The sequence below is a fragment of the Roseibium sp. Sym1 genome (assembly GCF_027359675.1).
GTDB lineage: Bacteria > Pseudomonadota > Alphaproteobacteria > Rhizobiales > Stappiaceae > Roseibium.
This window is the reverse complement of the sequence record NZ_CP114786.1, coordinates 1933994-1948548: the sequence shown is the minus strand read 5'-3', so window position 1 is coordinate 1948548 and position 14555 is coordinate 1933994. Positions and strand designations below refer to the sequence as shown.

12 protein-coding genes and 1 pseudogene are annotated in these 14555 nt (G+C 56.1%); 1 reads left to right on the top strand and 12 read right to left on the bottom strand.

The window, feature by feature from the left end; all coding sequences use genetic code 11:
* Positions 1–8: 8 nt before the first annotated feature.
* The 5 genes from O6760_RS08880 to O6760_RS08860 form a co-directional block, all read right to left on the bottom strand.
* On the bottom strand, positions 9–1181 hold the full coding sequence (locus O6760_RS08880) for an alpha-hydroxy acid oxidase (RefSeq protein ID WP_152505210.1): 1173 nt from the start codon (positions 1179–1181) through the stop codon (positions 9–11).
* 147 nt (positions 1182–1328) lie between these two features.
* A complete protein-coding gene (locus O6760_RS08875; RefSeq protein WP_152507524.1) occupies positions 1329–2609 on the bottom strand; it encodes a Rieske 2Fe-2S domain-containing protein in 1281 nt (426 codons plus the stop codon).
* A 347-nt stretch (positions 2610–2956) separates the two neighbouring features.
* The gene (locus O6760_RS08870; protein WP_152505209.1) at positions 2957–3511 is read right to left on the bottom strand and encodes a hypothetical protein; all 555 of its coding nucleotides are present in this window, start codon (positions 3509–3511) and stop codon (positions 2957–2959) included.
* A gap of 125 nt (positions 3512–3636) precedes the next feature.
* Positions 3637–5487: a TRAP transporter permease gene (locus tag O6760_RS08865; RefSeq protein ID WP_152505208.1), complete on the bottom strand. Its 1851-nt coding sequence runs from the start codon at positions 5485–5487 to the stop codon at positions 3637–3639.
* A gap of 213 nt (positions 5488–5700) precedes the next feature.
* Positions 5701–6690, bottom strand: a complete 990-nt coding sequence (locus tag O6760_RS08860; RefSeq protein WP_152505207.1) for a TAXI family TRAP transporter solute-binding subunit — start codon at positions 6688–6690, stop codon at positions 5701–5703.
* 98 nt (positions 6691–6788) lie between these two features.
* On the opposite strand from O6760_RS08860, the pseudogene O6760_RS08855 reads away from it, so the two are divergent.
* Positions 6789–7127, top strand: a pseudogene (locus tag O6760_RS08855) (IS3 family transposase); the annotation flags it as partial.
* A 32-nt stretch (positions 7128–7159) separates the two neighbouring features.
* Here O6760_RS08855 and O6760_RS08850 read toward each other — a convergent pair.
* From O6760_RS08850 to O6760_RS08820, 7 genes are all read right to left on the bottom strand, one after another.
* Positions 7160–7678 (bottom strand): MarR family winged helix-turn-helix transcriptional regulator, encoded by a 519-nt coding sequence (locus O6760_RS08850; protein WP_209009886.1) that lies wholly within the window; start codon positions 7676–7678, stop codon positions 7160–7162.
* 186 nt (positions 7679–7864) lie between these two features.
* On the bottom strand, positions 7865–8902 hold the full coding sequence (locus tag O6760_RS08845) for a 2-hydroxyacid dehydrogenase (RefSeq protein ID WP_152505206.1): 1038 nt from the start codon (positions 8900–8902) through the stop codon (positions 7865–7867).
* A gap of 2 nt (positions 8903–8904) precedes the next feature.
* Positions 8905–10674, bottom strand: coding sequence for a thiamine pyrophosphate-binding protein (locus tag O6760_RS08840; protein WP_152505205.1), 1770 nt, complete (start codon positions 10672–10674; stop codon positions 8905–8907).
* A 25-nt stretch (positions 10675–10699) separates the two neighbouring features.
* Complete coding sequence (locus tag O6760_RS08835) at positions 10700–11473, bottom strand: maleate cis-trans isomerase family protein (RefSeq protein ID WP_152505204.1); 774 nt, start codon at positions 11471–11473, stop codon at positions 10700–10702.
* 67 nt (positions 11474–11540) lie between these two features.
* Positions 11541–12647, bottom strand: coding sequence for a TRAP transporter substrate-binding protein DctP (dctP, locus tag O6760_RS08830; protein WP_173013795.1), 1107 nt, complete (start codon positions 12645–12647; stop codon positions 11541–11543).
* A gap of 39 nt (positions 12648–12686) precedes the next feature.
* Positions 12687–13997 carry a TRAP transporter large permease gene (locus O6760_RS08825; protein ID WP_152507522.1) on the bottom strand — a complete coding sequence of 437 codons (1311 nt, stop codon included), beginning with the start codon at positions 13995–13997 and terminating at the stop codon, positions 12687–12689.
* Positions 13994–14497 carry a TRAP transporter small permease gene (locus O6760_RS08820; protein ID WP_152505202.1) on the bottom strand — a complete coding sequence of 168 codons (504 nt, stop codon included), beginning with the start codon at positions 14495–14497 and terminating at the stop codon, positions 13994–13996. Before O6760_RS08820 ends, O6760_RS08825 begins: the two co-directional genes overlap by 4 nt.
* Positions 14498–14555: the final 58 nt, after the last annotated feature.

The following is a 14555-nucleotide window of genomic DNA, read 5'->3' as shown; positions in this document are numbered from 1 at the left end:
CGAGTTGCTTAAGTATTCCGTCCAGGCAGTGCCGCGGCGTTTCTTCTACCCGCGATATGATGCTGTCCGAGCTGTTGAACCGATTTGCAGCCAATGAAAATCAGTGTTCTGCGCACTTCGTCCTCCAGTATCGACAGGGCTTGCGCCGCCCCATCGCGGCCACCGGCCGCCAGGCCGTATAATGTCGCCCGGCCGAGAAGTACGCCGTGTGCCCCCAAAGCAAGCGCCTTTACGATATCGCTGCCCCGCCGAATGCCGCCGTCCAGCAGAACGGTTGCATCGCGGTCTAGTTGTCCGGCAATGTCCTCAATGACTTCGATGGTCGCGGGCGCACCATCGAGTTGGCGACCCCCGTGATTTGACACGATGACTCCATCAGCGCCCTCCTTGCAGGCGCGTAACGCGTCCTCCCCGCACATTATGCCTTTGATCAGCAGCGGTCCGTTCCATTGTTTGCGAATACGCCGAACATCGTCCCAGGAAAAATGAGGATTCCGTTGGGAACGGGTGAAATCCGCCAGCGCTGCGTCGCTTACCCCCTCCCCCAGGAACGCCACAAGATTCTGTAATCGTGGCCTGTTTCTGCCAAGCCAAACCGAACCCAGCCATCTAGGATGCATCAGCCCGTCCAGGATTACGGGAGCGCTCATTTTGATTTCATGTGAGAAACCGTGCCGTAAATCACGCTCGCGTTTTCCCCCAACCAAAGAGTCGACCGTGACAATCAGCGCCGCATAGCCGGCATTGGCGGCACGCTCTATGAGCGCCTCGGAAAAGCCCGGTTTTCCCCACGGATAAAGCTGGAACCAAAGAGGACTATCCGTTTGTTGTGCAATCGCTTCCATTGATGTGTTGGACGCCGTGGAAACCGCGAAACCGACACCCGCACCTTGGGCGGCACTTGCCAGATGCAAATCCCCTTTCGGCCAATAGATCCCGTTCAAACCCGTCGGGCCAATAATGAAAGGTGCAGAGAATTTTTGGCCAAATAGATTGACCGAAAGATCGACCATGCCACCGTTAAGAATTTTGGGTCTTAACTGAATATCCTCATATGCCTGCCTGTTTCTCTGCAGAGTAACTTCGTCTTCAGCCCCGCCGTCAAGAAAATCGAACACCACCCGTGGCAAGCGAATGCGGGCCAATCGTCGCAAGTCGTCAATGTTGATGGGTTGGCTCATCTTACTTGCCGATTTGCTTTGCCACAGCCCGCGACACCCCAAGATTACACCCTTGCAGCGACGACACATCGCCCCCTCCGCTCACGAAAGAACCACCCAAGACCGCGTGCGGCCTCAGGCGGATCCGGGAGGAAATTTCAGCAGAACCTATTCTGCAGCGACTGTTTTTCCCGAAGTGTTGAGAAGTGTTCGCCAGTCGGTTTCTTTCGGGTAAACCCCCTCGTGGGAGTTGATCAAAACCTGCGGGATCTCGGAATCCGTTCCGATTGCCTGACCACCTTCGGCTACTTTTTTAGCCGCATCCGCCATCAGGCGGCGGAATTCGACAATGGCCAGGTCTGACGCACCGAGGACATCGGTGTGGCGCTGGACGCGCGCGCCCATCGACACCCACATCGCAATATCCTGGTTGGGAATGCCCTTGATACCAGTAAAATTGCCTTCCTTCATCGCATCACGATCCTGAAGGAAATCGTTGTCCAAGGTGCGCAGGCAACGCCATTTGTCATCGACATCCACACCCGGCACCGCATGCGTGAACCGGCGCCACTCGTCCGTTGTCGGGACGTTCGGCCCATCCCAAGCAATGAAGTGGAAAGCGGTTTCCTCATCATTGATTGGCACAATCACCGCGGCCACCCTGTAATTGTTGTTGGGCGGTATCAGCGAGTAGTAGGGCGCAACGAATTCGGTAACCCGAATGTAATTGTGCGTAGCCGCGTTCTTGATGGGAGTACGGATCGCGGCATAGTGAAACCCATAACTTGTCGTTTCCGTTTGCATGCGAGGCGATTTGTCGGTCGAGGGCCGATACCATGACTTTTCGTCCGCCGCCGCACCTTCGACTTTGGCTGGAACCATGTCAGATGAATGCAGCGAAGACGAGTGCGCGCTGTCGATCTGGCCTTCGTGGATCTGCGCCCAATTCGCGGGGATTCGGATCTTTAGGATTGCGATCGGAGAATCCGCGCGCGGTGCAAATGCCGGCGGTTGAAACTCCGGCATTTCGTCTTTGTCGCCAAGCCAAGCCCAGACGAAACCGCCCCACTCGCGAACGGGGTAGGAACGGTGCTTCACCTTGTCCATCAGAGGACTGCCTTCCGGCTCCGACGACATAGCGACAACGTTGCCGTCAACGTCCATTTTCCAGCCATGATAGAGGCAGCGAAGCCCGCATTCCTCATTTCGGCCAAAGACCAGCGAAGCCTTGCGGTGCGGGCAAAGCTCATCCAACAGGCCCAAGCGCCCCTTTGAATCGCGAAATGCCACATAGCTTTCGCCGAGAACTTCAACGCGAAGCGGCTTGCCGTCCGGCTCTTCCACCTCTTCGATCAGGCAAACAGGAGTCCAATGCTGACGCATCAGCCGCGCCATCGGGGCGTCGCCGGTCACACGGGTCAGCAGTTCATTCTCTTCGGGTGTAAGCATTTGATCTCCCTCCTCCACGGACCGCCACGTTAAAAAACACCATCGGGCGGCTTATGGCTTCTCCAGTATTCTTAGCTTTCTAAGTTTAAGCTGTCAACTGGAGGGCAGAATTTTTTCGCCTGCTATTGCAGGATCCCGAAACCCTGACTTCGGAGTTTCCCGCTGCCGTGAAATCCGGCCTCCCCTCGTCCAACGCGAAGGCCGCACAACGGCTGTTGTTGGAGATGAAAACTCTATGAATTCAGAGCATCGTGCGATGCTTTTATGGGAGGTTCCGGCAACTGACCTAAGCGTGAAAGGTTCATGGCCGATGCACGATCTATTTGCGCCTTTTGAGAAAAATCTTGCTAGAGTTCCAACCACGAATGCATTTTTCTCATGAGCAACGGCATTACGTAACGCGTATTCAAACCTGTCAGAACGAATGCCACCAAAAACAAAGAAATCGGTGCAGATACGTTTTCGGTTAGCGGCTTTAACGCGTGGTATATTATGATCAGCAACGGATAGACACCTAGCATACTGACCACCCAGCGTTTCCAAAAAAGCGGTTGCTTTTGCACATCCTCAATCGGCTCGTTGACGACAGCGTCGCAGCGAATCTTTGCGGAAGAATTGCTCAGTTGGTGTCGGAGTTCTCGACCGATGTAGCCGGGCAAATCCCGACCATCTGATTTGAGCTGGCTGACGTCGAAACTCAAGGAAAATAAAACTTCGCCACCATGGGCGCTTCGCATTTGCCCGCTGCTCTCCGCGTTCCTGTCCGCAGAAACGATATCGACGGTTAAATCATGAATAGCTTGCGTTACGCGCGTCAGATCTTCCGGCAGAGCTGTAATTGTAAGTATCAAGCCCGACCCGTTGCCTACCGGTGCCGGTTGACCTGCCTGAATTTTTGACATGTGTAGACCACCCGTTGGTATCAGCAAGTCCAATCAAGCGGTCGAACTGATCGTAATTCTTCAAAACGCAGGTGCCGTCCGGTCGAGTGAATGTTTTCCATATTCCATTCGCACGTCGACCGGGACTAAGGATTTTCGACGTTTCTCACCCTCGCAGAAAACACGAACTGTCGTACGATCAACCCGGCAATCAGCAAGATGCACAAGCCGGATACGACGGGATAAGGGCTTACAGCCCCCACCGCCGCAACCGTTAGAAGGACTCTTTCCCAGGTGAGCAGTTCGGTCTTGATCAATCCCTCTATCGAGGCTGCGATGGCGAACGCGCCGAAGAACGCCCCGACCACTGCGAGAGTGTTTGCCAAAGGCCCGAGCTCCAGAAGTATTCCCGGATTCCAGACGAAGGCGAAAGGTAACAAAAATCCAACGATTGCAAGCCTTACGGCCGAGAAGGCAATTTTGAAGGGATCCTCGTCGGCGATCGCAGACGCGGCAATGGCTGCAACAGCGATCGGAGGAGTTAGTGCAGACAAGATCGCATAGTAGAGCAAGAACATTTGGCTCGGAAGGATCGGGAAGCCGAGCTTGGATAGCGCCGGTCCCACGAGCACGGCCGCCAGAATATAGGCGCTCGGGGTCGGCATCCCCAGACCGAGAACGATCGTGACGGTTGCGGCAATCACGAGCGTCAGTATTGGCTGCGCATCGCTAACGGTTAGAATCACATTCGCTGATTTCATCCCAAGGCCGGTCATGGACAATCCGCCAATAACCAGGCCCGCAGCAGCACATGCACCGGCAACCGGCAAGATCTGCAGAGTGGTTGTTCCAAGACCTTCCACGATTTGCCAAGGCGAAAGCCGCGTTTCTTTCAGGATCAATGAAGCGACAATCGTGACAAGGACGCCGACACCAGCCGTAAACGTCGGTGAATAACCGAGTATCAGCGCAACGATAATACCGATGATAGGCAGCAAAAAGACCCAGCCGGTTTTGAACGTTTCCGTAGCGGTCGGAACCTCGTCTTCCGACGGCCGCAGGTCGTATTTGACCGAGCGCAAGTGCACCTGGGCGAAAACGCCGGTATAATAAAGCAAAGCTGGTATCAGGGCCGCGAGCACAATCGAGTTATAGGAAATCCCCGAGTATTCGGCCATGATGAACGCCGCTGACCCCATGATCGGGGGCATCGCGCTACCACCGGTGGATGCTGCGACCTCCACCGCTCCTGCAAATCGGGCGCGATATCCAAGCCGTTTCATCACAGGGATAGTGATCGAACCGGTTGCGACGACATCGGAAGTGGGGCTGCCGGACATCGTTCCATATAATCCAGACGAGATGATCGCGATCTTGGCAGGTCCTCCTCTTGCGCGCCCGGTGACCAGAGCCGCAAGGTTAAAGAAGAAATCGCCGCCTCCTGCCTTTGACAGAAATGTTCCGAACATCACGAAAAGGAAAACGTAGCTCGCCACCACCTGAATCGGAACGCCAAACAAGCCGTCGGTCGTAAAAACGAGGATATCGAGCAGATATGTAAACTCACTAACCCGATGACCGAACGGAGGTGGCAGCAGATAGCCAAAAAGATTGTAGAACAGAAAGAGCAAGACAACCCCGGTGAGCCCCAAGCCGGTAGTACGCCGGGTCGCTTCGAGCGTCAGAAACAGGAGCGAGGAACCGAAGAACAACTGATCAATCGTGAACTCATCCAGAATGCTTATCCGGTTCGCTATCGCTCCCGAAGTCATGAAGAAATAGACGCCGCAAGCAAGACTGAGAGCCGCTAGAATCCAGTCGTAGAAAGGAATCCGGTCCGGCGCTCTGGAGGTCGCTCCAATCGCCAGAAAAAGAATGGTGAATATCCCCGAAATAAAGAGAATACCCTGAATAAGCGGGTCAGCGATAATGAACAGATTTGAATGAACTACCCATATGGCGAAGGCCGCCGACAGTACCTTGACAACGGTACTCATGGTAGGCGCGAGTTTTCTACGGCGGCCTGTTTCAGTCAGCGAAGGGAAGTCCATGCCTACACCGTTTCACGTTTGTTGTTTGAAAGTAAATTGCCTGCACTGAACGTGCCTTGCCTGTGTTTACACATGCAAAGTCCGCAGCAATGCACTTGGCAGCAGTATGCAGCCAGCGCGCTGTTGCTTTTGCGGGCCGGCTGCATTGTCTGAAAGGTGTTACTTAATAAGACCCAATTCCATGTAAGCGCGCTTTGCACCGGCATGGAACGGAAGTGTGGTCTGAGAAACAAGCAGTTCTGGCGTCAACTGCTTCATCGCGTTGTGCACACCGCGAATTTCATCGATGTTTTCTGCGATATCTTTTGCGAGCATATAGCCGGTTTCTTCGGGCAGGCTCTCGGTCGTGATCACCATTGCACCCAGCGCGACCGTAACAACGTCATCAGATTGGTTGGCGTAACTTTCGCCGGGAATTGTATAGGTTCCCGTTCCAAATTTTGCGTTCGTCTTCTCAATGATTTCCTGGGGAACACTCAGAAGTACAACTTCATTACTTTTGTCAACTTTCCGGAACGACGAATGTCCCACAAAGATGCCGTTAATAACCATGTCGGTCCGACCGTCGGTTATCAGGTCCGCTTGCTGTGCAGAGCCGCCCCGAACCAGAACTCCGCCGTTCGCTTCGATAGTAGCCTCATCATAGCCGGCTTCTTCGAGCATGAACGTCGTGATATTGGCCACGATGTTGCCCGCATTGTTGTTCGCGACGCGTATAGCCGCACCTGATTTCGCCAGATCGTCAATACTGTCGATCCCGTATTCATCGGCAATGGATTTTCTAAGAAAAAAATGCATCGGCGCCCAATTGTACATATACCCGATGGCCTGAATATTGTTGATGGGTGCCTTGAACGGCTCTTCCCCGGCGAGCGCCAACTTGATCTCGGCGTCGTGGGCCAAACCTAAGTCCGTCCGACCTGCGCCCAGCAAAGCAATGTTTGCAAACCCGCCTCCGGTTGCTTGGTATGTAACGACACCACTGGGATCGTCAGCCTTAACTGCTCGGTCAATGCCAGCACCAAGCAGAGACCAAAGACCGGACGGGTTTCCTCCCGAAAGTGTGACGGTGACGCTTTCCGCAACTGCGCTGCCTGCAATTGCACACATTCCGATGGCCGCAATAACGGCTTTAAAACTCTTTTTCACAGGTTCCTCCCTCTCCATCCTCATAGACATCTAATGTTAGATATCTATGTTATATAGGCATAATGGATTGCCTGATCTTAGTCAACTAAGATCAGGGTTTTTGGGTGGAGCCGATTTGCAGAGTTCTGCCGATTGCCCCATCGGCTCGTCACGAGAATGTCGCCAAGCGACAGGGCGCGGAGCGGCTTTCGGTCCGCCCCCGCCGCGGTATCGCTCTGAAGATCGAGGCGCCGTGTCTTCGAGGAAAACTTCCGCGTCTATGGTACGCGCAAGATCCGGCGGCAATTGCAGCGGGAGGGCTTCGATATCGCCCGTTTCACGTGGCCAGGCTTATGAGGGTCATGGGGCTTCAGGGGAACATTCGGGGCAAGCGGCTCAAAACGACGTTTCCGGACAAGTCCGCGCCAAACCCGCTCGACCGTATGAACCGCCCGTTCGACAATGCTGTCGGCTCACTGGCCTACGATGGCTAAGAGGAAGCGTGGCCCTTGGTTGGCGGCACCCGAACCCCACGCGATGCGGCACGTCGTTCATCTTCCTCAAGATTTCGGATCATGACAGTCAGCGCTTTTCGCAACGTGGTTTGCTCGTCCTTCGTGAGGCTGGAAAGGGCGATATCATTGGCTTCGAGCGCAAGCGGTTCAAGCAGTTCACGAAGTTCCCAACCTTTCGCGGTCAGGAACGCATGCAGACGACGTTTATTGCCCTCGACATTGCGCCGAACAATGTAGCCCAGTTCCTCCATGCGAATGAGTGCGGTATGTGCGGTCGGTTCCGTGAGGTGCGCTCTATCGCTCAGTTCGCGTTGAGACAGCCCGTCCTCTTGCCAGAGAATGCGGAGGAATATCCACTGCCCGAAGGTAACATTTTGGGTTTGAAGGCGGATCTGAAGAGAACGGTTGAAACCGCGCGCAGCCAGGCGCACCAGCCTCGCTATACGTTCAACGCCCGCCTCATCTGCCGCGCTATACTCAATTTGCTCGCTCATGGCCTCATAAGATCAGCACGACGAGCTATTGCCAAGTCCCTGAAAAGCACCGCAGCCACTTACAGCACAACAAACTGCATTGCTGCACAGCCGGGTGCTCTTTTTCGCAGGGAGATCGCCTCGGGGTTTGCAGTTTACATGGAGCGGACTCTCATCAAGCATCAAGCGAAGTCCGGCCAGTTCACGTCAACCCTCCTGCATGTTCGCCAACCGCTCTCTCCAAGCAGGTTCGACTTCGAGATTGCGGGTGTATTTCGGCAGATCGCCATCCATGAGGCGGGTGGCGTTTTCCACCAGAACCTCCGGCATGATCGAATAAAGATCGATCGTATGACCCAGGATGTGCGGCGTAAGGACGACACGATCAAGCCCGCGCAGCGGGTGATCCGCCGGTAGCGGTTCGGTCTCAGTCACATCGAGGCCAACTCCCGAAAGATGACCTTCGGACATGACCTCGACCAAAGCGTCTTCGTCGATCAGTCCGCCACGGGATGTGTTCACCAGGATCGCGTCACGTTTCATTTTCCGCAGTTCGGCCTCCCCGATCATTCCGCGAGTTTGTGCATTGAGAGGCACATGCAGGCTGATCACGTCGGACTGCACCAGTAACGCGTCGCGATCGACCAGACATACGCCTTCAGGTGCGGTCTCCGGCGTCAGGAAGGGATCGTGAACCAAGATCTCAGCCGGTTCGAATGCCCGGAGGCGGTCGATCACCCCGCCGCCGATCCGGCCCGAACCAATTAACCCGACAGTCCTGCCGCGCAGCATACGGGCATACATCTGCTGCGGACGTTTGGCGTTTTCATGCAAGAGACGCTCAGATGTGTGCAGCTTGTAGAGAAGCACGAGCATCAGCATCACGGTTGCCTCGGACATCGCGAGAAAATTCTCGGGGGTCGCTCCGTTCCCCACGATTAGCCCGCGCATTCCGCAGGCCTCGAGATCGACCGCGTCGACCCCGATCGTGGGAAACACCAGCGCCCGCAAGCGCGAAGACGCGTCGAGATCTTCTTCGCTGAGCCGAGAGCGGGAGCTGGCCACGATGATATCCACGTCCGACAATAGTGTCTGCCGCTGCTCTGCAGACAGGCGTAAAGGCACGCCTGGAACTATTGCCGGCCCCCGCACCACATCCCAGCCAAGATCGGAAAGCTTGGTCGAAGCGCTTTCGAGTACGTCCGCGAGCACAGGATCCTGTGCTATATAGATCTTGGGTTTCATCTTCATTCGCTCCGGGTCAGGCCAGCAACCATGTTGGGGTTGTAACCAGGCTGAACGCGCGCATCGATCACAACGCTCTTGCCTTCACGAACCAACTCGATGCCTTTCTTGACCGCTTCGACCAGTTCGCCCGCGGTAAAGACAGGCCCGATCCCCTCGCATCCCTGTGCACGAGCAACGCCTGCGATGTCGATGTCCGGATCGCCGATACGCTGACCGATCCACTTGTTCTCCACCGGACGGTTGCGAGCGACAGCAACACGCTCCTGGTGAACCTCGTCATTGTAGAAAGAGCGGTTGTTCGACACCACCGCCAGAAACGGTGCTCCATAGTGCGCTGCGGTCCAGAACGCCGAGGCCGCCATCATGAAGTCGCCATCCCCGAGAACCGCGACCGGCATACGCTCGCTGCCTTTCAATGCCAGCGCGGCACCGATCAGCATACCCGGACCGGAGCCGATCCCGGCACCGCCATCGGAGCCAAGGAAATCGAGTGGGTGGCGGAAATGCCACGCCTCGCCCGCCCAACCGAGCGGCAAGCGCACCATGCTGGCGCAAATCCCGTCCAGCCCTTCGCCAAGTGCCCCGGCCAGCGTCATGATATCCAGCGGCGCTTCCGGAGCGGGAGCATTCAGGGCGGGTTTCACCGGCAGGTTTTCGGGCTCGTCGCCAGCGCCAACACCCAGCAAATCCGCAATGGCATGCATCGCGCGGTCCGGCGAACTGGCCAGGTGGAGATCGAGTGCCGACAGCCCCTGATGCTCCATGCCCCAGCCATTGTGCAACTGATAATCGAGAGAGGCCTGGATAATCTTGGCTTCAACCTTGCCTGCCAGCTTGAGCGTTCCGGCAACGTCAAGCCAGTCGAGGCTGAGGATCACATCGGCTTCCCGCAGAACTTCGCCCGCCGCATCGTCGATAAAGAATGCAGGTTTGCCACGGTGCAGAGAATGGTTCGTCGGGAAAGAAGCGCCGATCCGGATGTCGGTCAGAACCTTCGCTCCCAAAGCTTCGACCAATGCCACACGCCGCGCCCAGTCAGCCGGATCGCGCGACACCCGCCCCGCCAGGACAACCGGATTTTTGGCGTTTTTCAGCAACTCGGCGGCACGCGCCACCCCCTCAGCGGAAGGGTCCGCCGGCAGTGGCGACCGGTAACGCGAAAAGTCGGGCAATGCCGGCGCTTCGGCATGCTGTTTTTCCTGGATCGACACATCAAAATTTACATAAGTCGGGCCGTGCGGTTCCGCCCGGGCAATCAGATTTGCCCTCAGCATGGATTCGATCGCTGCCTCCATCGAAGCAGGCTGGTCATCCCATTTCACATAGTTGCGTATCATTGAAGCCTGGTCGCGGCAGGTATGCAACCAGTCGATCCATGGACGGCGCAACGCCGCATCCACAGGTCCGGTCGCACCGTAGATCAACACAGGCACGCGGTCGCACCAGGCGTTGAAAATTGCCATCGTTCCATGCATCAGCCCGACATTGCTGTGCAGGATCACAGCAAGAGGTTCACCTGTAACCTTGGCATATCCGTGCGCGATTGCCACTGCATGTTCCTCATGCAGGCAAAGCAACATCTGTGGGTCTTCGTTGCCCAGGTGGTTCACCAGGCTGTCATGTAGCCCACGAAAGCTCGATCCTGGATTAAGGGTGACGTATTTAACGCGAAGACCCCTAAGCATCTCCGCAAAAACGTCGCTCCCCCAAACTCCGTCGCTGTCAGAGGCAACCGGCCGTTCAACTCCCGAAGGTCTTTGATCAGTCATGCGATAAGTCCATGTTATTGAGGTTTCAGTGGTGGCTCAGCAGATGGCCGAAACCATGTGGTTGATCGTTGAACCCGGCTGTTCTCAGCAGATGCCAAGCCATGACCTGATTGCTTGTGATCACGGGTTTGCCAAGCTGCTCCTCGAGGAGGCTGACGACCTCGAGCGAACGGATCGCCGTGCAGCTGACAAAATATGCATCGGCTTTTTGGGCGTAATGTTCTTTCGTTAACGCAAGCCAGTCTTCCGGCGGCAAGGCGGCCATATCCCTTGGATGGTCTATTCCGAGACCATGGGCATCGATGACGTCAAATCCATGCCGATTGAGAAATGCGACTTCGCTTTTGACGATGTGGTCGACATAGGGGGTAATCAAGACCAGCGTTCGCGCCGTCAGTGCATTTAGAGCGCTTACGATCGCTTCAGACGTAGCGACGACCCGTCTGCCGGAGGCTGAACACGCGCGCGCCAGAATATCTCTCTCCAGTTGCTCGCTCAGCGTGGAAACAGCAGTACAATGAAATCCGACGACCGCAGGATCGACATCGCCCACAAGCGAAGCCGCAGTTTCGACATCTTCTGCCATGGCGTTTAGTTGTTCGCGCGAACTGCCGGTCAGTCGCAGGCGCGTCACATGCAAAGTGATATCCCGCGGTAACAATGCGGCCAAATCTCCCTCAGCCACAATGTTGCCGGACGGCAAGATCACTCCGAAACGCGCGCGCCCGCCAAAACGGAACCCACACGCAAGACTGTTCAACCGGGGCGGCGCTACGAGATCGCGATTATCGCTCATCATTTGTACAGATGGTTCAAGGGTTGTCCGGGCTCGGTGACACGACGGATGTCACCGAACCCAATGCCATTTATTGCTTGACCTTGGAGAAGACTTCTCTTTCCAGCAGTGCGGTGAATGCATCGACATCGCCCTCGACGCCCTGAACGAGGCCGTCCCAGCGCTGCAATGTCTCGATATGTTGCTGAACAATCGCCTTGGCGTCAGACGACCCACCCAATTTGACGATGTCGTTCGCTACCGCCTCAAGCTCGCTGGCGCGAAAATCTTCCATCGCTTCGTTGAACGCGTCATCAGGTTTCCAGAAGACCACGCCCTTTTCGTCGGCCGCCATGCGCGCAGCAGCCTCCTGGTCGGCGTAGGTCTTGCTGATCTTCGCAATCCGTCCGGGGATTGCCGAAATCAGCGCCGAGCGGTTCGCTTCGTCCAGATTTGCAACAGCATCACGGTTGAAGATGAATTCACCCAGGCCGTGATAGCTTCCGATCGGTTGATCGACGATACCGCGCACGGAGTCGATCAAACCCAGCGTTTGAAGCCAGGCGAGATTACCTACCGCGCAGTCGACCTGGCCCTGCTGCAAAGCAGGCCCGACTTCACTCGCCGGCAGCGACACAGGTACAGCTCCCAGGGCATTGATGAGGCGCACAGCAAATCCACCCGTCACACGAATTTTCTTCCCGGCAATATCGTCCGAGCTAGAAATCGGTTGCGCGCACATCAGATACCATGGCGAAGCTGCATGCCCTCCCAACCAGACCGCGTTTTGCTTTTCAAGATCGGCGATGCATTCGTCGCAGTTCAGCAACATCGTTTCGTTGGTCGCGCCTGCGGCAGCCCAGAAGTTGGCCGCAAACGGCAGAAGCTCCGGCAGCATTGCAACATGTGGGATTTCGCTGGAATTCAGCGTAGGCACGATAAATCCGGCGTCCATGACGCCGGCGCGAATTCCGCCCAGGCTAGCTTGGCCACCCAACATCTGGCCTCCGACGAAAACCTGCGTTTCGAGGGCACCGTCCGTGGCAGCCGCGAGTTCATCGAAGAATTCTTGCGCCTGCACGGCTTCAATGGCCAGCGGCGGCATGAATGTGTTGTACCTGAGTTCATCTGCATTTGCGCTGCAGGTCAACCCTAGAAAAGCTGCGACTGCGGCAGTTTTTATCACTCTATTCTTCATACTTCCTCCTCCCATTTTGGACTTACTGTTCGACTGTTTTCAAAGCCCCATCAGCCTCGGCAACAAAAGCGTTATGTCCGGAAATGCGATCAGCAGGCCTATGACCAGAAGGTCAACGACCAAGAACCACAGAACTCCGCGATAAATCATACTCAGCGGCACATCCGGCCCCACCAGCGATTTGACCGCAAAGACGTTCAACCCGACCGGTGGCGACATCAGCCCGATCTCTACAAATTTAACGATCAAGATGCCCATCAAGGTCATGTCGAGACCAACAGACTTGAACATCGGCAGCATTATCGGGAGCGTGAGAAACAGCAGGCCCAGTGGGTCCAGGAACATGCCGAGCACGAGATAACAGGCGCCGGCGATCAGAATGATCCCGAGCGGCGAGACATTCGCGTCGGTCATGATTTGCGCCAGAAACATCGGCAACCCGGAAAATGCCAAAAACCGGGTTAGAAGCACGGCTCCAAGCACAATGAAGAACAAGGTGGCGGTCCCAACCAGCGCATCCCAGAAACTGGATTTAACAACCGGCCAAGACAGCGCGCCGTTCAGTAGCGCAATGACAAATGTCAGTGCGGCGCCGAACGCTCCCGCTTCGGTCGCCGTGACGACGCCGCTGTAGATGCCACCGATCACGCCGAGGACCAGTACCGGAAGCGGCCAAATCGCTGCGGTGACGGTTAGTTTTTCGCGCAGAGTCGGTTTTTCGACCATACGCGGCGCCGTATCAGGTTGAAGCTTGGCCCGCAGAATAACCATCAGGGCAAAGGCGAGCGCGGACAGAAGACCCGGCGCAATACCGGCTGCAAAGAGCTTGAGTATCGAAGTCTGCGCAAAAACCCCAATCAGGATCATCATGACGCTGGGCGGGATCAATGATCCTAAGGTCCCTGCAGAGGCGACAACGCCGGTCGCAAGACCCATGTCATATCCGGCTTTCTTCATCTCGGGTAAGGCAATTCGGCCCATGGTAAGGGTCGTCGCCAGGCTGGAGCCCGAGGCGGCGGCGAACCCCGCACAGGCGAAGTTCGTGGCCACGGCAAGCCCGCCGGGTAACCAGCCCAGCCAAAGTCTGGCCGCGTCGAAAAGAGCGCTTGTCAGGCCCGACCGGAAGGCAAGCGCTCCCATGAGAAGAAACATCGGGATTGCCGAAAGTTCCCAACTGGCGGCCGTTTCGTAAGGTATCAGGCTCAGAATGCTGAAAGCCGCGCTCCAGCTCGACACAGCGGCTATTCCGACGAATGCCACAATCCCCAAAGCCAGCCCGATCGGCACCCGCAGCGCAACAAGCACAAGCGCAATCCCCATACCCCAAAATCCGATGGCCAGTGGAGTCATTGGGACAGTACTTTCGCTTTGTCGGCTCCAGAAACGGTCGCCTTCGCGGATCCGTAGGTGATGAACCGAACCATCTGCATCACAAGGTTCAGGACCGAGACGATAACGACCAGCGATAACGCCAGAACCGGAATCCAGCGCGCGGGCCAAGTCGGCAAAAAATAGGATGGTGTCTGGATCTGTTCGGTGATTTCGGTTGCGCGCAATGCTTCGGCCCCCGCGCACCAAGCAAGCAACATCGCGAAGACCGCCATCAATAGCGAAGTCAGACAGTCGAGCAAAAAGCGCGATCTTGTTGACAACATATCGCTGATCAGGCTTGCGCTGATGTGCTGGTCAGTGATCTGAACAAAAGCGATCGGCAAAAAGATCAGCGTAACCATGTAATAGCGCGACACAATCTCGGTCGTGCCCGCCAGCGGAACGCCGATTACATAGCGCAAGCTTACGTCTAGAACGACATGCGCCACCATCAGCGCCATTACGACACCGGAAATCATGACTGCGAGCTCGCTAAGCCAGCTCACACATTGCAGGGCGCGTCCGAACAACGATTGA